Source organism: Acinetobacter sp. NyZ410 (genome assembly GCF_022828975.1).
GTDB classification, from domain to species: domain Bacteria; phylum Pseudomonadota; class Gammaproteobacteria; order Pseudomonadales; family Moraxellaceae; genus Acinetobacter; species Acinetobacter guillouiae.
Window position 1 is genome coordinate 4,123,931 of the sequence record NZ_CP094620.1, and the last position, 17,478, is coordinate 4,141,408.

At 39.4% G+C, this 17,478-nt stretch carries 21 protein-coding genes; 10 read left to right on the forward strand and 11 right to left on the reverse strand.

The window, feature by feature from the left end:
* The first annotated feature begins 93 nt into the window (after window positions 1-93).
* The gene (locus MTO68_RS19440) at window positions 94-732 is read left to right on the forward strand and encodes a peroxiredoxin (RefSeq protein WP_096735080.1); all 639 of its coding nucleotides are present in this window, start codon (window positions 94-96) and stop codon (window positions 730-732) included.
* Between the two features lie 214 nt (window positions 733-946).
* Here MTO68_RS19440 and lysM read toward each other — a convergent pair whose 3' ends face one another.
* From lysM to MTO68_RS19470, 6 genes are all read right to left on the reverse strand, one after another.
* On the reverse strand, window positions 947-1,420 hold the full coding sequence (lysM, locus tag MTO68_RS19445) for a peptidoglycan-binding protein LysM (RefSeq protein WP_004817740.1): 474 nt from the start codon (window positions 1,418-1,420) through the stop codon (window positions 947-949).
* A 300-nt stretch (window positions 1,421-1,720) separates the two neighbouring features.
* A complete protein-coding gene (gene acpP, locus MTO68_RS19450; RefSeq protein WP_004723957.1) occupies window positions 1,721-1,957 on the reverse strand; it encodes an acyl carrier protein in 237 nt (78 codons plus the stop codon).
* An 86-nt stretch (window positions 1,958-2,043) separates the two neighbouring features.
* The gene (fabG, locus tag MTO68_RS19455) at window positions 2,044-2,778 is read right to left on the reverse strand and encodes a 3-oxoacyl-ACP reductase FabG (RefSeq protein WP_244014010.1); all 735 of its coding nucleotides are present in this window, start codon (window positions 2,776-2,778) and stop codon (window positions 2,044-2,046) included.
* Entirely contained in the window at window positions 2,775-3,761 is a 987-nt protein-coding gene (gene fabD / locus MTO68_RS19460) for an ACP S-malonyltransferase (RefSeq protein WP_004723962.1), read from the reverse strand. Before fabD ends, fabG begins: the two co-directional genes overlap by 4 nt.
* 166 nt (window positions 3,762-3,927) lie before the next feature.
* Window positions 3,928-4,113 carry a 50S ribosomal protein L32 gene (rpmF, locus tag MTO68_RS19465; protein WP_004723964.1) on the reverse strand — a complete coding sequence of 62 codons (186 nt, stop codon included), beginning with the start codon at window positions 4,111-4,113 and terminating at the stop codon, window positions 3,928-3,930.
* A gap of 74 nt (window positions 4,114-4,187) precedes the next feature.
* Window positions 4,188-4,751 (reverse strand): YceD family protein, encoded by a 564-nt coding sequence (locus MTO68_RS19470; RefSeq protein WP_004723966.1) that lies wholly within the window; start codon window positions 4,749-4,751, stop codon window positions 4,188-4,190.
* Window positions 4,752-4,848: 97 nt separating this feature from the next.
* Between MTO68_RS19470 and MTO68_RS19475 the strand changes: the two genes are divergently transcribed.
* From MTO68_RS19475 to MTO68_RS19500, 6 genes are all read left to right on the forward strand, one after another.
* Window positions 4,849-5,511, forward strand: a complete 663-nt coding sequence (locus MTO68_RS19475; RefSeq protein ID WP_244014012.1) for an elongation factor P hydroxylase — start codon at window positions 4,849-4,851, stop codon at window positions 5,509-5,511.
* A gap of 84 nt (window positions 5,512-5,595) precedes the next feature.
* Window positions 5,596-6,213: an L-threonylcarbamoyladenylate synthase gene (locus MTO68_RS19480; RefSeq protein WP_004817743.1), complete on the forward strand. Its 618-nt coding sequence runs from the start codon at window positions 5,596-5,598 to the stop codon at window positions 6,211-6,213.
* Window positions 6,214-6,279: 66 nt separating this feature from the next.
* Window positions 6,280-6,546, forward strand: coding sequence for a hypothetical protein (locus MTO68_RS19485; protein WP_004817744.1), 267 nt, complete (start codon window positions 6,280-6,282; stop codon window positions 6,544-6,546).
* Between the two features lie 23 nt (window positions 6,547-6,569).
* Window positions 6,570-7,025, forward strand: coding sequence for a hypothetical protein (locus MTO68_RS19490; protein WP_244014014.1), 456 nt, complete (start codon window positions 6,570-6,572; stop codon window positions 7,023-7,025).
* 107 nt (window positions 7,026-7,132) lie between these two features.
* Window positions 7,133-7,951, forward strand: a complete 819-nt coding sequence (locus MTO68_RS19495) for an MBL fold metallo-hydrolase (protein ID WP_244014015.1) — start codon at window positions 7,133-7,135, stop codon at window positions 7,949-7,951.
* The gene (locus MTO68_RS19500; protein ID WP_244014017.1) at window positions 7,944-8,549 is read left to right on the forward strand and encodes a dual specificity protein phosphatase family protein; all 606 of its coding nucleotides are present in this window, start codon (window positions 7,944-7,946) and stop codon (window positions 8,547-8,549) included. The genes MTO68_RS19495 and MTO68_RS19500 overlap by 8 nt, the downstream gene beginning before the upstream one ends.
* A 10-nt stretch (window positions 8,550-8,559) precedes the next feature.
* On the opposite strand, the gene MTO68_RS19505 is transcribed toward MTO68_RS19500, so the two are convergent.
* The 4 genes from MTO68_RS19505 to trpA are packed head-to-tail and all read right to left on the reverse strand — an operon-like array spanning window position 8,560 to window position 12,543.
* A complete protein-coding gene (locus tag MTO68_RS19505; RefSeq protein ID WP_244014019.1) occupies window positions 8,560-9,570 on the reverse strand; it encodes an SPOR domain-containing protein in 1,011 nt (336 codons plus the stop codon).
* Complete coding sequence (gene folC, locus MTO68_RS19510; RefSeq protein WP_244014021.1) at window positions 9,561-10,850, reverse strand: bifunctional tetrahydrofolate synthase/dihydrofolate synthase; 1,290 nt, start codon at window positions 10,848-10,850, stop codon at window positions 9,561-9,563. The genes MTO68_RS19505 and folC overlap by 10 nt, the downstream gene beginning before the upstream one ends.
* The gene (gene accD / locus MTO68_RS19515) at window positions 10,847-11,743 is read right to left on the reverse strand and encodes an acetyl-CoA carboxylase, carboxyltransferase subunit beta (RefSeq protein ID WP_004723984.1); all 897 of its coding nucleotides are present in this window, start codon (window positions 11,741-11,743) and stop codon (window positions 10,847-10,849) included. Before accD ends, folC begins: the two co-directional genes overlap by 4 nt.
* Entirely contained in the window at window positions 11,740-12,543 is an 804-nt protein-coding gene (trpA, locus tag MTO68_RS19520; RefSeq protein WP_004723986.1) for a tryptophan synthase subunit alpha, read from the reverse strand. Before trpA ends, accD begins: the two co-directional genes overlap by 4 nt.
* 421 nt (window positions 12,544-12,964) lie before the next feature.
* On the opposite strand from trpA, the gene MTO68_RS19525 reads away from it, so the two are divergent.
* Complete coding sequence (locus MTO68_RS19525; RefSeq protein WP_244014023.1) at window positions 12,965-14,296, forward strand: Na+/H+ antiporter NhaC family protein; 1,332 nt, start codon at window positions 12,965-12,967, stop codon at window positions 14,294-14,296.
* 158 nt (window positions 14,297-14,454) lie between these two features.
* Here the strand turns inward: MTO68_RS19525 and MTO68_RS19530 are convergent, their stop codons facing one another.
* Window positions 14,455-15,489: an AraC family transcriptional regulator gene (locus tag MTO68_RS19530; protein ID WP_244014025.1), complete on the reverse strand. Its 1,035-nt coding sequence runs from the start codon at window positions 15,487-15,489 to the stop codon at window positions 14,455-14,457.
* A 154-nt stretch (window positions 15,490-15,643) separates the two neighbouring features.
* Between MTO68_RS19530 and MTO68_RS19535 the strand changes: the two genes are divergently transcribed.
* Both MTO68_RS19535 and MTO68_RS19540 read left to right on the forward strand, forming a co-directional pair.
* On the forward strand, window positions 15,644-16,519 hold the full coding sequence (locus tag MTO68_RS19535; RefSeq protein ID WP_244014027.1) for a metal-dependent hydrolase: 876 nt from the start codon (window positions 15,644-15,646) through the stop codon (window positions 16,517-16,519).
* Window positions 16,520-16,590: 71 nt separating this feature from the next.
* Entirely contained in the window at window positions 16,591-17,466 is an 876-nt protein-coding gene (locus MTO68_RS19540) for a metal-dependent hydrolase (protein ID WP_056514002.1), read from the forward strand.
* Window positions 17,467-17,478: the final 12 nt, after the last annotated feature.

Below are 17,478 nucleotides of genomic sequence, written 5' to 3' on the forward strand. Positions count from 1 at the left end.
CAAAAACACTATTTTTAATTATAAAAAAACTGGGTAATAGTAGTTTGGACGAGCCAAATAACAAACAACATTTTTAGATATTGAGGTTTCAAAATGACTTTACGATTAGGTGACATTGCACCAGATTTCACTCAGGAATCTAGTGAAGGTCCAATTAAGTTTTATGATTACTTGGGTGACAGTTGGGGTGTTTTATTCTCACACCCTGCCGACTATACGCCAGTATGTACCACTGAGTTGGGCTATACCGCAAAATTAAAAGATGAGTTTGAACAGCGTGGGGTAAAAGCCATTGCCCTTTCAGTCGATGATGTTGAATCACATAAAGGTTGGATCAATGACATCAATGAAACACAAAATACCACTGTAAACTTTCCAATCATTGCAGACAAAGATCGTAAGGTATCGACGCTGTATGATTTCATTCATCCAAATGCCAGCGAAACCCTCACCGTACGTTCTTTAGTTATTATTGATCCCAATAAGAAAGTTCGCTTAATCATTACCTACCCTGCATCAACTGGACGTAATTTTAAAGAAATTCTCCGTGTGATTGATTCATTACAACTAACTGACAATTATAAAGTTGCCACACCTGCAAACTGGCAAGATGGTGAAGATGTTGTCATCGTCCCGTCGATCAAAGATGAAGCGGAGCTTAAAGAACGCTTCCCAAAAGGTTATACGGCGGTTAAGCCTTATCTTCGTCTTACCCCACAACCCAATAAATAATATGCAATATTGAATTTTTTAGATTAGAGCTAACTAACTCCAAAAGATCACATCCAAGCTTGATGTGGTCTTTTTTAAGATCCACTGATTGCAACGGAATTCTTTTCCCCTTCAAAACACGTCAAATAATAAAATACTAAAATAAAAACAAAATCATTTAAAAATAGAAAAGGCACCGAAGTGCCTTTTATGATCAAAGATCAGTGAACAAATGTTATGCAGGAATACGTAAAACTTGTCCTGGGAAAATATCATCCGCATTTTTTAACAATGGGCGGTTCGCTTCAAAAATTTTATTATATTGGTTGGCATCACCATAAAATTCTTTTGAAATTTTAGACAAATTATCGCCTGATTTAACCGTATAGAACTTACTTTCAGGCTCAGGTGCTGCCACTGTCATTTGATCATCAACTTGCGCCACATGGTCAATATTCCCCACAGCAAGAATGATTTTCTCTTTATCAGCCTGAGTTTGTACCTGACCGTGAATCGTGGCCAAATCAGAAGTACTATTATAACTTACAGAAAGCCCTGTTACTGGCAAGCCTAACGCTTTAATGTGCCCCAACAACTTATTGGCAATTTCTTGTGCAGATGGTTCTGCTGGCGTTGCTGGTGCCGCTTGTGGCTCAGCTGGTGCAGTATTTTTCTTGCCAATTCCTTTAATAAAATCAAAAAGACCCATATGTCGTACTCCATATCATTATTGAAAATTGTTTTACTGAGAATGTATTACTGTGAACTGTTATACAAATTTAAGAACTCTATTTTTATAGCGAAAAAGCATCAGGGTGTGCGTTGTCATTGGTGATAAAAAGGTAACGGTATGTAACCAATGCTTTTGATTTTAAACTTATTTAATTGCTTTTTTAGGTTAAGGATCGCCAAGCATGCACGCACTCAACACAGCTAAATTCAGGCATAAAAAAACCACCTAAAGGTGGTCTTTTTACGTATAACAACAACGTGCTATACAATCAACACATTAACCAAGTTTTTTAGTTACATAGTCGATAGCTGATTGAACAGTTGTGATTTCGTTAGAATCTTCATCTGGAATAGTGATGTCGAAGTCATTTTCGAAAGACATAACAAGTTCTACTAGGTCTAGAGAATCAGCACCCAAATCATCCATGAAAGATGCTTCGTTTTTGATTTCTTCAGCTTTGATACCTAATTGTTCTGCAACAGCTTGTTTAATGCGTTGTTCGATATCGCTCACAGGAATTCTCCTCATTGCTTGTGGCGGCTTTTAATTGCCTGATAGTTTAATTGAATATTTACTTTTTTCAAAGTTTATACATCGCATTACGCCATGTATAAACCACCATTTACGTGTAATACTGTGCCTGTAATGTAACTGGCTTTGTCAGAAGCCAAAAAACTTACTGCATTTGCAATATCTTCTGGTTGACCAAATCGGTTTAACGCAACTTGATCACTCATTTTTTTGCGAATATCTTCACTTAACTGCTCAGTCATTTCTGTTGCGATAAAACCAGGCGCAATACAGTTGACTGTAATCTGACGGCTTCCCATTTCTTTTGCAAGACTGCGACTGAAAGCTTCAATCCCTGCTTTTGCAGCAGAATAGTTGGCTTGTCCTGGGTTAGCAAAATGCGCAACAACAGAACTGATATTGATAATGCGTCCAAAGCGCGCTTTGGTCATGCCTTTCAATACACGTTTAGATAAGCGGAATACAGCTTTAAGATGAATATTGAGAATATCGTCCCAATCATCTTCAGACATACGTAACAATAAATTGTCTTTGGTAATCCCTGCATTGTTCACAAGTATCATCACTGAACCATATTTTTGTTCAATGTCAGATACCAATGCATCAATTGCAGCACCATCACGTACATCAAGTAATGCACCTGCACCATTTTCAGCAAAAACTGTTGAAAGTTTTTCTGCGGCCGTTGCTGATGTTGCCGTACCTACAACAAAATAACCGTCTTGAATCAATTGCTGAGCGATGGCAGCACCAATCCCTCGGCTCGCGCCTGTCACTAATGCGACTTTGCGTTCTTGTGTCATGCAATTTTCCCTTCAGCCACTAAGATAGCATTCAGTGCATCTTCCATACGACTTTGTGTATCGAGTGGAAATGCTTTTTCGATATTTGGTAAACGTTTTGCTAAATTCGCCAATACATTACCTGGACCACATTCAGCAACATACTGAATACCTTGGTCTTGGATGAATTGCATGGTTTTAGTCCACTGTACTGACTGATACAATTGCGCTGTTAATGCTAAGCGTAATTGGCTTGTATCTGTCGCGATTCCAGCATTGACATTTTGTATTACAGGAATGCTTGGTAGCTCAATGGCAGTTTGTTCCAAAGCTTCTGCAAACTGTTCGGCAGCAGGTTTCATTAGAGAACAATGTGATGGTACAGATACAGGTAATGCAATTGCTTTACCGCCGTTTTCTTTGGCAACGGTCATGACAGCTTCGACTAGAGTTTTATCACCTGCGATAACAACTTGGCCTTGTGCATTATAGTTTGCAGCTTCAACAGAACCACGGCCTTGAACATTGGCTTGCTCGCACAGTTCAAGTACTTTCGCGTCATCTAGACCGAGAATAGCCGCCATCGCGCCTTGCCCCTGAGGCACAGCACTTTGCATTAATTTACCGCGTAAATTTACCAACTTGACTGCATCTGCCAAAGTCATCGACTCTGCAGCAACTAAAGCACTGTATTCGCCTAATGAATGACCTGCGAGGTATTTTGGTACAACACCACCAAGATCTAACCATACACGCCATAAAGCAATACTTGCTGTCAATAAAACAGGTTGAGTATTTTCAGTTTGATCTAAACCTTCACCGCTTTGTGCAATGTGCCATAAATCAAAACCGATGGCATCTGATGCTTCAGTAAAGGTTTCTTGTACACCACTAAACTGTTCTGCAAGTTCAGCAAGCATACCCACTTTTTGTGAACCTTGACCTGGAAACAAAAATGCAGTTTTTGTTGCTTGAGCTGCTTGTTCGAGTCGTTTGGCAGACATATAAAAAGTCCCTTATTTAATCTTGATCGTTTCCGATGGCGCAATTTTACATTAAAAAAAAATTTATTTAATTGCGAAATACAACAAAAAACCCAGTCATTGAAAACAAAAAAAGGGAGCTTTCGCTCCCATTTTTTTACTAAGCTTGCGCTTAATAGTTCACCAATTATTCAGCATCAGCTGCTTTAGCGAATAATTGACGACCACGGTAGAAACCATCTTTAGTCACGTGGTGACGACGGTGAGTTTCACCAGTAGTTTGGTCTACAGTTAATGCATTCTCGGTTAAAGCGTCATGTGAACGGCGCATGTCACGGCGAGAGCGACTTTTACGGTTTTGCTGAACGGCCATGATGGCTCCTTACAAATCGAAAAAATGGATCAGAACAAATTCGGTTGTCTTAACTTAACAGTATAACACAAAATTTAGTTAAGTTTACCCTTCAAACCTGCCAAAACTTCAAACGGATTATCCCGTTTTTCTTCAACAGTGTCCTGAACGGCTGGTTGATGCTTATGTTCACAAGCGTCATGCTTAGGAGACAGAGGCATCAACAATAACAATTCATCTTCTAAAAGTGCAAGTAAATCAACAGTCGAAGGAGTATTGGTTAAATAATCCCCTTTAATTGTTGCTTCACTTTCACCTAGTACGATGAAATCAGCATCCTCATCCAAGCGCTCTATCAGTGACTCATCATCTATTAAAGCCAAATGGAAGTCAGAAACTAGTGTAATTTCAACAGAATCCAGACAACGCTGACATTCCATTGGAACTTTAGTATCTACATGACCATCTAGCCAAACAATACGATGATACGCATCCATTGATAGCTTACAGTCTATATTGATCAATTGATCATCAATTGATCCAACAGCTTCACGGGAAATACGAACAAAGCGAGACAATGGCAGGGTACCTGACCATGTAAAGCCTTGTTCAGCCCATTTAAACGGCTCTATCTGTGCCGGAAAGGTATTTGCTGACATAATTAAGGCGGCAATTCTACAAATTCATAGGTACTCTGTCAAAGATTAAGATACAATTTTGTACTTATTTAGACAGATCTCTTGAGTAATACAAGCCATGCATCAGTTGCAGCCGCAACCTGAAGTCACTACTTCATTACAATTCAATACGCATTCAACTTCTGAAAACACATTGCAAGCCGCCGATGTGCAACGCTTATCATGGGCTAACTTACAAACAGAAGTGCAACACGTTGATTGGCTTATCTTACACTTTAATCACTGGTTTTCCCACCTAAATGTGACGCTTGTTCGTGGTGATTTTGAACCAGAGTATTTCCCTGCTAGCGAACACAACCCTGCCCGTATTCAGTTTGCACATGGTTTTTTCAACAGCGCTCTTCATGAAATCAGTCATTGGAGCATTGCCGGAGAACAACGCCGTTTATTGCCTGATCTCGGTTATTGGTATGCACCCGATGGTCGTACAGCTGAACAACAAGCCTTATTTGAGCAGGTTGAAATCAAGCCTCAAGCCATTGAATGGTTATTTTCCAAAGCATTTGGACGAAAATTTCGAGTTTCGCTGGATAATCTGACTGGTGAAGGTGGTGACGGCTCGACATTTAAAGACAGTGTTTATGCACAAGTTCAGGATTTTTTTTCAGGTAAAGCCAAACTTCCACGCGATGCAAAACACTTCATTCAGTGTATTTGTCTATGTACTCGAGGTGGCAAAACATTACAAAGCACTGAATTTAATCGTAACGATCTTGATTAAACCCGTAATTTTTTTAAAACATTGATTGCAACGATTTACTTTCCCAAGTAATAATTGAATTAACAATAAATCAGGAGAATAAATATGCTGCATTTAAGAGTACATCCTGACAATCCTCAACCACGTTTAATCAGCCAAGCAGTCGAAAGAATTCGAGCAGGTGATGTTGTGGTTTACCCAACTGATGCGGCTTATGCAATCGGCTGTCAGATTGGAAATAAAAGTGCAATGGAGCGTATTGCTCAGATCCGTGGTCTAGGGGCAAAGCATCAATACGCGATTATCTGTGCAGATTTATCTGATATTGCAACCTATGCCAAAGTAGACAATGCAATGTATCGTCTACTTAAAGCCAATACCCCAGCCGTAACCACATATATTTTACCCGCAACCAGTGAAGTTCCGCGACGCTTGATGCATCCCAAGAAAAAAACCATCGGCTTACGTGTTCCAAGTAATCCCGTCTGTCAGATGCTATTAAAAGAGTTGGGAGAACCGTTACTGACCAGTACTTTGATTTTACCTGGTCAAGATGCACCAATGGATGATCCCTACGATATTGAACAATTATTGGAAAAACGTATTGATGTGTTTATTGACAGTGGTTTAGGTACCTTAACCACCACCAGTATCGTTGATTTATCAGGAGCGAACCCTGAAATTATCCGTCGTGGTGTAGGTGATGTAAGCGCTTTTGAATAAGCACCGAACTGCATTTAATCATTGATGAGTGATTAAAGAATCAAGGCTTGATAGAAGTAAGATGCGATGGATTTATTCACCACATTATTAAATATTAATAATGTACAAAATGATCAAATTTTATTTGTTGAAAAGCCTTGGACACCGGAATCACAAGTTACTGTGTTACATGTCTCTTTCGTTAAAAATCCCTTAGCAAAAAATTTTCAGTTCTTTTTAGCAGTCAATGAACTAAAACGCTTGGTCTTGCAGTTTGAAACTCGAAATGTTTGTTTAAGAGAGATGTGCTATTTAATTATCGAACATGCCCTTGAAAAAAATAAAATTATTTAACATCTTTAAAACTTAGATTAAATATGAAAAAAATTCTTTATGTCTTGGTCATTATTCTTGGGCTAGTTATCAGTTATCCCTTTATTAAATCACCTAATGTTCATATTTATCGTGAACAGCATGAAATCATTTTAGAAAACAATTTCTTAGGTGAATATTATTTAGGTTTCAATAAGCTAAAAATTCAATCTATACAAAATCATACCCTTATTTGTGAAATTGAACACTCCCACATGCCTCACCCTGAAGATCGGCAACAGGTTAATACTCATCAAGTAAGCATTCATCAAGCAAATAATAAGCAACAGATCAGGCTCAAAAAAGGGATCAATGATGAACTGAGTATTTGGGGAAGTGCATTCCAACACCCCACAGCAAAACCGTGTTTATTAAAAAATGAAACTTATATTGTTTCAGTCTGGGGAAACAACGGCTCTGGTTTTTCAACACGTAAACGCTTAAAAATCACCATTCCATGAGCTGTGATTTGAGATCTATCAATTACACAACAATTGCATTTTTAGATTGGTATTTTTCTCAATTCAGTTTATAAACAAAGCACAATCCTAAAAACAAATGCTTAATTATGATTTATAAGGTACATCATTTACATTGTGGAACCATGTGTCCGATGTGTGCACCACTATACGGACAAAAAGGTCTGTATGGCAAAATGGTGTGCCATTGCCTATTGATTGAAACAGACAAAGGTCTTGTATTGGTCGATACCGGTTTTGGGATGCAAGACTACCTACATCCACAAACCCGTTTAGGTAAAGCTTTTACTAAAATCAGTGGCATACAAGCTGATTTCAATCTCACAGCCATTTCTCAAATTCAACAATTGGGTTTTAAACCATCCGATGTTCAACATATTTTGGTCAGTCATTTAGACTTAGATCATGCAGGTGGTATTTCAGACTTTCCCAATGCCACGGTGCACATCTTATCCAGTGAGTTTAATGCAGCACAAAAACTTTCAGTCATGAATAAATTGCGTTATCGACCACAACAATTTAAAAATCATCGTTACTGGAATTTTCTTGAACCTAAAAATGGCGAAGCATGGTTTAACTTCCAAAAAGTTCAAGGTTTTAATATTTTCAATGATGAAATTTTATTGATTCCTTTAGTCGGTCATACTGTAGGGCATTGCGGTATAGCGATCAAACAACAAGATAGATGGTTATTGTTCTGTGGCGATGCTTATTTTAATCATCTAGAACTCAACCCTAAGAATAAATTACGCGCGCTCGACAAAATTGAATATCTCCTAGCGGAAGATAATACATTGCGCTTAAAAACATTATCACAACTGCAACAGCTTGCACAGAATGAAGCAAAAATTGAAATTATCTGTGCCCACGATCCTGTTGAACTAGACCAATATTTAAAACATGCTTAAATCTCAATTATTACGTTATACCACTATCTTCGCACTCAGCGTACAGCTTTCAGCCTGTATGACAACTGCTGCACTTCCAGATCATGAGCGCCCAAAACAATGGGGAACTATCGTTGCTCCACAGTATAATTTTTATCGGATCAGTGACACCGTTTTTCGTAGTGAACAACCCAGTGCTGAACTTATTCCTGAGTTAAAAACCAATCATATTGATGTCGTAATTAATTTAAGAAGTCGCAATAAAGATAAAACCGTCTTTTCAAAACAAAACTTTCAATTGGTTCATATCCCGATCAATACTTGGGCAATTGATCGTCATGATCTACTCAATGTCATGAAAACAATTCAAATCGCAAAAGCCCACAACCAGAAGGTTTTAATCCATTGCTATCACGGTTCTGATCGTACTGGGGCAAGTGTTGCAATGTACCGAATTATTTTTGAGAACTGGTCTGTGGATGATGCTTTAAATGAAATGAAGCATGGCGGCTATGGCTTTCATCCAATCTGGGGCAATATTGAAAAACTTTTTACCCCTGAAAATATAAAATGGATCCGTGAGCAGCTCGTGAATCCATCTTTAACCACAAATACCTAACTCATAGCGTTTAACGTCGATCTAGAGGTACCCACTCGATTACCCAAGCCGACTTCATGCCTAGACTCGCATCAGAATTGATCTTCTTACGTGCTGAATCCGCAGTCTCTCGATCTTTCGATGGTCCAACCATAATACGAATACCTTTTGAGGTTGGACTCTTAGTCACTTTGTAGCCCTTGGCACGTAGTTTAGCAGCGACAGCATCTGCATTGGCTTCATTGGCGGCAAGCGCAACTTGTACCATCCATTGCTTATCACCATTTTCAAGCAAATCACGTGCTTTTTCAGCTTCCGCTTTTTTCTTTGCTTCTTCTTGTGCTTTGTGTTTTTTATCCGCTTCTGCTTTCTTGTCTTCCGCTTGCTTTTTCTCAGCAGCAGCTTTCTTTTCAGCATCTAGCTTACGTTTTTCATCTGCTTTTTGTTGTTCTTCTAATTTACGTTTCTTTTCTTCAGCGACTTTTTTATCTGCTTCTGCGGTAGCTTGACGCTTCTGCTCAGCTAACTTTTTTTCAGCATCAGCTTTTTGCTTTAATTGAGCATTTTGCTGTTCAAGTTTTTTCTGCTCTGCTGCTTTCTGTTGTGCTTTGGCTTTTTCATCCTGTACCAGCTCAGGAGGAATATCAGCCCCTTCCTGTGCTGCCGCAGCAGCTGCACCACGTCTTGCATTTGCAGCGGCATACTCTTCAGCTGCTTTACGTGCAGCATCTGCTTCTGCCTGTTGTTGCGTACGTAAAAAATCTGCTGCTTTTGCTTCTTGTTCAGCAACCGCTTTTTCACGGGCACGCTTCTGCTCTTCTAACAGACGTTTTTCAGTCGCAACATCAACAGTCAACGGCTGCAATTGTACAGGCTCACCAGCAGGTGTCGCTTTATTTTGCTGAGTTTGGCTTGTCGGCTGAGTCTCTACTTGGCTTTGGTGGATTTCTTCTTTACCTTTTAGAAGTAATGCCGCCAATAGAACACCACCACTTAATAAAACAACACCACCCATCCAGCGTTGTTTGTTATTCATTGACATTCGTCTAAATACTCCCAGACCGCTTCTAAGGTATGGAATGAACCACACACCAAAATCAGCTGATTATTATTGGTTTCTGCAAGCGCTGATTGAAATGCTGCTTGTACACAATCAAACTGTTCAACTGTCTCATGCTGTAAAGCAGTTTGTAATTGTTCCAATGATGCCGCACGAGGCACAGTTAACGGTGCAATTTTCCACTTTAATACAGTATTTTTCAACAACTTGACCACAGAATCTACATCTTTGTCGGACAACATTGAAAAAACAGAGACAACTTCTGTGTACTGTTTATTGTATTCTAGGAATTTTCGCAATTGCTTTAACAAAAATTCTACACCATGCGGATTGTGTCCCGCATCAAAAATTACTGTTTTATCGTGTATTTTTCTAATTTCAAAGCGCCCTGACAATTGTGCGTTCTGAATACCTTGCGAAATTGCCTGTTGTGAAACCGTTAAACCGCTTACCAAAATTGCAGCAACAGCCGCAGAAATATTTTCCAGTGCCAAGTGCCCCAAAGGAAGTTTTAAAGTCGTTCCTGAGCTTGCAAAATTCCAAGATTGGCCATCTTCTGAGTTATCGTAAAAATAATCATGGTTTAACGCATATAGCGTAGCATTGGTTTCTTGTACTTTATGTTGTATCGCTTGTGGTATATCTTGTGCGCCGGCAAAAATAACAGGAATATTTGCTCGGATAATACCGGCTTTTTCATAAGCAATTTTTTCAATTGTATCGCCCAGCCAATCGGTATGATCTAAACCAATATTGGTAATCACAGCCACATCTGGATCAATCACATTGACCACATCCAAACGACCACCAAGACCGACTTCAAGTACCCAAACATCACATTGTTTTTGTTTAAAAATAACAAATGCAGCCAAAGTCGTGGCTTCAAAAAAAGATAAAGATAAGTTACAAATACGGCGGGCTTGATCAACCGCAACAAAAGCATCAATCAAAGTTTGATCATTAACTTCTTGTCCAGCCAGCTTAACCCGTTCATTAAAACGATAAATATGTGGAGACTGGTATAAACCAACATTCAACCCTTGCGCATTCAAAATCGCAGCGAGAGTTGTTGTGGTTGAACCTTTGCCATTTGTTCCAGCAACGGTAATCACTTTGGCTTTAGGGTTAATCACCCCGAGTTGTTCTGCCACAGGAATCACGCGCTCTAAGCCTAAATCAATCCCTGTAACGTGAACATGGCTCCAATAATCGAGCCATGTTTGTAAATCATCAGTATTTAAAGGTGCTGTTTGGTTGTTCAAGGCAAATTCATCAGTTTCGCTACAATACGATATACAGTATCACGTAATGCGTGACGATGAACAATTTGATCGATTACACCATGATCAAGCAAAAATTCCGCACGTTGGAACGGTTCTTCAAGCTTCTCACGTACTGTTTGTTCAATCACACGTTTACCCGCGAAACCGATCATCGCTTTAGGTTCAGCAATATGTACATCACCTAACATCGCCAATGATGCTGTTACACCACCATACACTGGATGGGTTAATACCACGATATACGGAAGATGTGCATCTTTGATTTTTTGAATCGCCGCAGAGGTACGCGCCATTTGCATCAAAGACAACATGCCTTCCTGCATACGAGCACCGCCTGAAGCAGCAAAACAAATCAGTGGTTGCTTGTCTTTAATCGCTTTTTCAGCAGCTTGTACAAAACGGTCACCGACCACAGTACCCATTGATCCAGCCATAAAGTCGAATTCAAATGCGCATGCAACCATTGCAATATTTTTAACTTGACCTTGCATCACTACAAGGGCTTCAGTTTCACCTGTTTTTTCCTGCGCTTCTTTAATACGCTCTGGATAAGGCTTGCTGTCTACAAAATGTAAAGGATCTTTTGCAGCAAATTCTTGACCAAGTTCAGTGGTCACATTATCAAAAAACCAATTTAAACGATCACGTGCTTTCATTTTCAAATGTTCATCGCATGATGGACAAACATAGGCATTGAAAGACATTGCAGTACGAGTCACGAGTGCATGACATTCAGGGCACTCAATGGTTGGTTCTGTAAACGTCGCTTTGAGTGTTTGTTGTTGGTCAGGCATATGAATGCCTGGAACTGTACGATCTGTCCACGGCGTTGTTGCGCTGAGGATTTTCCCTGATTTCACTTCTTGATTCATACTAACTCATCGAGCGCGGCTCGAAGCTCCTTGACTTTATTCACTGCTGCTTCAACAGCTTGTTCTGGTGCAAGATTTGCAAATGGTTTGACAAAAGCACTTCCGACAATCACTGCATCAGCAACTTGACCTACGGCTTTTGCAGAAGCGGCATCACTAATCCCAAAACCTACCCCAACTGGAATATCGGTAAAGGTTTTGATTTTTTCAATACGTGCTGCAACTTCCGTTGTATCCAATGTTGCTGCACCCGTTACGCCTTTTAGAGACACATAGTAAATAAAGCCACTTGCTTGTTTCACTACATGCTGAATACGTTCATCGGTAGAGGTTGGTGCAAGCAAGAAGATTTGATCCATATTGTACTTTTGCAATACTTCATCTAAATCTTGTGCTTCTTCAGGTGGTAAATCCACAAGAAGTACACCATCAACACCACAGTCATTCGCATAAGCCACAAACTTTTCATAACCAATCACTTCAACAGGGTTTAAATACCCCATTAAAACAACTGGCGTTGTTGTGTCTTTTTGGCGAAATTCTTTAACCATATTCAAGGCATCAAAGGTATTGGTACCCGCAGCTAAAGCGCGCTCTGCTGCAAGTGCAATCACTGGACCATCTGCCATAGGATCGGAAAATGGCAATCCAAGTTCAACTACGTCTACGCCTGCTGCAACCATTTGATGTAACAATGGTACGGTTACATGTGGTTGAGGATCACCCGCCATAACATAAGAAACCAAAGCCTTACGCTGTTGAGATTTAAGCTGTGCAAAACGAGTGGCTAAACGTGACATAGGATTGTACATTCCTTGAATTGTTCAAACTTGAGGAGTTTTTAGATCATTAAACACCAGTAAATAAATTCAAAATGGATTTATTTACGGTTTAATCATCCAAATGTATAAATACAAGACACTGCATTGTAACGCTATTTTTTACTCAAAGGATAGAGTCACATAGTCGCTCTCGCGTATCTTGTTTTATATCACAAATAATAAAACAACCCATGGATACATTTAGCGCTATTTTCAAGTTGAGGACAATGATCAAAGCTACCTATTTTCAAGCTTGTAAAAAAATATCATTATGAGTAAAAAATAAAGTTAAATCATCACCCTACAGCCAAACACCCTATCACCTACATCACTTAATTATTTTTCAGAAATTGCAAAAGCTGTTTATACTAGTCAGGATTCTGATTTTTTATCTCCTCTTATGACCACACATTCTCAGGCTAAAGTGCAAGCCAGCGTGCTTGCGCTCTTGCCGCTTATTGTTTTTTTAGCCATTTTTTTAGGCAGTGGTATTTATCACACGATCATTGGTACTGAGTTTGCTTTTTATCAAGTGAAAGCCCCTATTGCTGCTCTTCCTGCAATTATTTTAGCCATCCTGCTATATAGAGGGAAAATCAATGCCGCTATAGAAACATTTTTGCATGGTGCAAGCCATCCCAATTTAATTTTGATGTTTATGGTCTTTATGCTTGCAGGTGCCTTTGCCAGCGTAACCAGTGCAATCGGTAGTGTGGACTCCACTGTTCAATTTGGTTTATCGATTATTCCCTCCGAATTTGTCCTGCCGATGCTTTTCATCATTTCCGCCTTTATTGCCACGGCAATGGGAACATCGATGGGAACCATTGCTGCATGTGCGCCGATTGCTTTTGGTTTTTCTCAAGCAACGGATATTCAGCCCATTTATGCAATTGGTGCTGTGGTCAGTGGGGCAATGTTTGGTGATAACTTATCAATGATTTCAGACACCACCATTGCAGCAACTCGAAGTCTAAATGTAGAACTGCGTGACAAATTTCGAGTGAATATCTGGATTGCACTGCCTGCTGCGATTATCACCATATTGATTTACATTTTGACCAGTCATCATGCGCAAACTATTGAATATAAAAGTTATAACTTATGGCTTATTTTGCCTTATGTAATCGTGTTCTTTTTAGCATTTACACGTTTACATGTACTTGCAGTACTGACCATCGGAATAGTACTTTCAGGTTGTCTTGGCATCATTGAAAATCCTGAATTTACCCTACTTAAATACAATGCCGCTATTTATGATGGCTTTGTGGGTATGTTTGAGGTTGCCTTACTTTCTATGTTCTTAGGTGGTTTATCTGCCATTATGCAAAAAGAAGGCGGTTTAGAATGGTTAATTCAACGTATTTACGCCTTAACCCGTCGATTTAAAATCGGTCAACAACGTTCGGGAGAAATTGGAATTAGCTTCCTTGTGGTTTTCTCAAATGTGTTTGTCGCAAATAATACGGTTGCCATCATCTTATCTGGAGACATGGCACGAGAAGTTGCCAAAGAATATGCTGTTGATCCCAAACGTGCAGCCGCATTTATGGATATTTTCTCTTGTGTGGTTCAGGGCTTGATTCCATACGGTGCACAACTATTACTTGCATGCTCAATTGCCAAACTGTCCCCTGTTGAGCTGATTGGTTCGATTTACTATTGTTGGGTATTGGCAATATTTGCAGTCTTGGCAATCGTATTTAGATTTCCCAAGTTAAAGACAACTTGAAATCATGCTGAATCATGGTTTTAAAAAACCAATTCAACAATCAGATCAACCTGTGTTTTGAGCATAAATTAAAAAATCACAATCATACCAAATACTTAGATAGCAGCGATACTATCTAAGTATTTGGTTTTTAAAGTATACTTTCTTTACACTGTTTTTCACGATGACTTCAACTGTTGTTTTTTCTCGAGCAGGGTTTGCCCACTAAAGGCCTTATATGCTCTGGTTAAAGCTGACTGATCTGAATAACCTAACTGCATCGCTATTTCACTGAACGGCATGTGGCTTTCCAATAAAAACTCACAACGCTTCATCCTTTCAATCTCTACAATTTTTTTAAACGATGTCTGTAAGTCACTTAACTGTCGTTGTAAAGTCCGTGTGGATATATGAAGTTCTTGAGTAAGTTCTTCGATTTTTGGTGCGTGTTGTTTTAACTTTAAATATTCTGCCACAATCAAATGTAAACGCTGAGCAATGGTTTCATAGCGAGGTTTAGACGCAATAGCTTCCTCTGCCTGCTTAACCAAAAGCTGCATTAAGGATGGATCTGCCTGTTGGATTTTTAAATTTAAACCTGCTGAGGCTAAGACAAAACTGTATTGCGGTTGATGGAAAGAGACTTCACAGCCGTAGAACTTTTGATAATGATAGATTGCCATCTGTGGTGCATGAGCAAAATGCACCGCATGCAATGGAAATTGATTTGGCGGTACAATTTTACGCGCGAGATGCATCATTAACGCATTGGTAAATTCATTAATAAGAATATATTTTTCATGATGAAAGGGCCAAATTAAATGTACATATTCTCCCTTGAGCTGCATTTGCATTGGAATAACTTCGTCACCATCAATCACCAAACGGCTAAAGCGCATAATATTTTGTAAAGCTTCTGCCACGGTTGTACTTCGTGATGCCATATAGCCCAAAACACCAAAATGCTCAGGTCGCACATATTCTGCCATTTCAAAAACGATCTGAGGGCAATCTAGCACTTGTTTGGTTTTTTCAATCAGTTGATGAAAGAAGAAATAGGAAGATTGTGTATCAATCGGCTGTGACAAAATTCCAATTAAATGTTTTTTTTCATCCGCTTGTAAGAAATCAAGCGTCGCAAGATCAATCCCTCGTTCAGACAGATACATCTGCCAGAGATGAAAATAACCATTTGGGATCTGTAATTCCTGCATCGTCTTGCACTCTTTTTAATCCTTTAACTTAGAAAATTGACATTGCAAATTTTCATTTTGTCGTAAAATGTATAAAAAATGGCAATATCTGTCAAAACAAACTTGCAAAATCCCGACATACTGAAATCATCAACAGTGATGCAAGTAAAATAAAATGAATGCATTAGTTACATATCAGGTCGATCCAGTGGTTCGAACCAAGCTCAACTTTAAACTTGAGGAAGTACCGCGCTTCTGGTTTGGTGGAGATCCATTCCGCACACGACTATTTGACGCACTCAGTCTGACCTTCCCAGATGGTGAACGCTATTTCATAGAAAGTGTCCGACTCTTCCGTGACAAAATCACCGATCCAGATTTACAACAACGTGTTGCTGATTTTATTCGTCAAGAAGCCCAACATGGTATTGCGCATGACAAAATGAATCAGGTTATGAAAGATCAAGGCATGCCTGTCAATCAATTTATCCAACTTTTAAGTAAGATTTTTAAATTTGAATTGAGCCAACGCTCGCCTCAATACAATATTGCGATGACAGCTGCTGCTGAACATCTCACCGCTTTGATGGCAGAAACATTTTACCGCCATAAAGCAACCTTATCTGAAGCACACCCTTATGTCCGGGCCTTACTGGCGTGGCATTCTATTGAAGAAATGGAACATCGAGATGTGGCCTTTGATGTGATGCAACAAGTCGGTGAGGTCCCTGACAACTTACGTCGATTTGCTTTAGCCTTTACCACCATAATGATGTTCAACTTTACCCTCTACCGTGCCAATATCATGCTTAAACATGATGGATTCAGCCGTATAGAACGTTTAAAAATGGCAACGCAAGGATTGCCTTGGTTCTTCGGTAAAAAAGGGATTTTATCTGCAATGAAAAATGAATATTTAGACTGGTTTAAAAAAGATTTTCATCCGAGCCAACACCCTGTAATTCGACAATATCAAGTTTGGGTCGATACGATGGCTGAAACCAATGATCCTATTCAAGCAGGTGAAGCATTTTGGCAGGCTGGACTATAGCTGTCTTGATATAAACCGATCAGTTCTATCCTGAATAGGGATTTGAACTGAATAATGCGAGAAATAAAACAATGAATGCATATGTAAAACACCAAGTTGATCCTGTGGTTCGCAGCAATTTAGATTTTAGATTGAATGAAGTTCCACGCTTTTGGTTTGATAATGACCCTTTTCGTACCCGTATGTTTGATGCGCTGAGTTTGACCTTTCCTGTAGGTGAAAGATATTTCATTCAAAGTGTTCGGGCACTGCGTGACAAAATCACCGATCCAGATTTACAGCAACGTGTCACGGATTTTATTCGACAGGAAGCACAGCACGGTATTGCACATGACAAAATGAATGAAGAAATGCTGCACCAAGGCATGCCTGTTGATCAGTTTGTAAAATTTATGGGTGCACATTTCGAACATATACTGAAACATCGTTCCAAACAGTACAACATTGCCATGACTGCCGCAGCAGAACATCTTACCGCATTAATGGCAGAAACTTTTTACAGTAAACAAGAGACTTTAGCGGAGGTCCATCCTTTTGTTCGTGCTCTATTTGCTTGGCATTCAATCGAAGAAATGGAACATCGAGATGTCGCTTTTGATGTCATGAAAGAGGTTGGAGAAGTTCCTGAAAACTTACGTAAATTTGCGCTTGCCTTTGTCACTTTACAAATGTTTGGATTTACCTTTTACCGTGCCAATGTCATGCTTAAATACGATGGATTCAGTCGTTTGCAACGTGCTCAATTTGCACTCAAAGGTATTCCATGGTTTTTTGGCAAACACGGTAAATTATCAGCAATGCGTGAACAATACTTAGATTGGTTTAAGCCTGATTTTCATCCGAGCCAACACCCTGTGATTCGACAATATCAGGTTTGGGTCGATGTTTTGGCCGAAACCAATGATCCGATTCAAGCAGGTGAAGCATTTTGGAAGGCTGCTTTATAAGGTTAAAAAGCT

What these genes read in the sequence shown, in the direction of transcription:
- fabG (WP_244014010.1), bottom strand. Translation starts at nt 2,778, where the DNA reads ATGACACAAGAACGCAAAGTCGCATTAGTGACAGGCGCGAGCCGAGGG.
- MTO68_RS19530 (WP_244014025.1), bottom strand. Translation starts at nt 15,489, where the DNA reads ATGCAGGAATTACAGATCCCAAATGGTTATTTTCATCTCTGGCAGATG.
- MTO68_RS19540 (WP_056514002.1), top strand. Translation starts at nt 16,591, where the DNA reads ATGAATGCATATGTAAAACACCAAGTTGATCCTGTGGTTCGCAGCAAT.
- trpA (WP_004723986.1), bottom strand. Translation starts at nt 12,543, where the DNA reads ATGTCACGTTTAGCCACTCGTTTTGCACAGCTTAAATCTCAACAGCGT.
- MTO68_RS19475 (WP_244014012.1), top strand. Translation starts at nt 4,849, where the DNA reads ATGCATCAGTTGCAGCCGCAACCTGAAGTCACTACTTCATTACAATTC.
- MTO68_RS19535 (WP_244014027.1), top strand. Translation starts at nt 15,644, where the DNA reads ATGAATGCATTAGTTACATATCAGGTCGATCCAGTGGTTCGAACCAAG.
- MTO68_RS19485 (WP_004817744.1), top strand. Translation starts at nt 6,280, where the DNA reads ATGGATTTATTCACCACATTATTAAATATTAATAATGTACAAAATGAT.
- MTO68_RS19470 (WP_004723966.1), bottom strand. Translation starts at nt 4,751, where the DNA reads ATGTCAGCAAATACCTTTCCGGCACAGATAGAGCCGTTTAAATGGGCT.
- fabD (WP_004723962.1), bottom strand. Translation starts at nt 3,761, where the DNA reads ATGTCTGCCAAACGACTCGAACAAGCAGCTCAAGCAACAAAAACTGCA.
- MTO68_RS19440 (WP_096735080.1), top strand. Translation starts at nt 94, where the DNA reads ATGACTTTACGATTAGGTGACATTGCACCAGATTTCACTCAGGAATCT.
- MTO68_RS19495 (WP_244014015.1), top strand. Translation starts at nt 7,133, where the DNA reads ATGATTTATAAGGTACATCATTTACATTGTGGAACCATGTGTCCGATG.
- MTO68_RS19505 (WP_244014019.1), bottom strand. Translation starts at nt 9,570, where the DNA reads ATGTCAATGAATAACAAACAACGCTGGATGGGTGGTGTTGTTTTATTA.
- MTO68_RS19490 (WP_244014014.1), top strand. Translation starts at nt 6,570, where the DNA reads ATGAAAAAAATTCTTTATGTCTTGGTCATTATTCTTGGGCTAGTTATC.
- MTO68_RS19525 (WP_244014023.1), top strand. Translation starts at nt 12,965, where the DNA reads ATGACCACACATTCTCAGGCTAAAGTGCAAGCCAGCGTGCTTGCGCTC.
- MTO68_RS19480 (WP_004817743.1), top strand. Translation starts at nt 5,596, where the DNA reads ATGCTGCATTTAAGAGTACATCCTGACAATCCTCAACCACGTTTAATC.
- lysM (WP_004817740.1), bottom strand. Translation starts at nt 1,420, where the DNA reads ATGGGTCTTTTTGATTTTATTAAAGGAATTGGCAAGAAAAATACTGCA.
- MTO68_RS19500 (WP_244014017.1), top strand. Translation starts at nt 7,944, where the DNA reads ATGCTTAAATCTCAATTATTACGTTATACCACTATCTTCGCACTCAGC.
- rpmF (WP_004723964.1), bottom strand. Translation starts at nt 4,113, where the DNA reads ATGGCCGTTCAGCAAAACCGTAAAAGTCGCTCTCGCCGTGACATGCGC.
- accD (WP_004723984.1), bottom strand. Translation starts at nt 11,743, where the DNA reads ATGAATCAAGAAGTGAAATCAGGGAAAATCCTCAGCGCAACAACGCCG.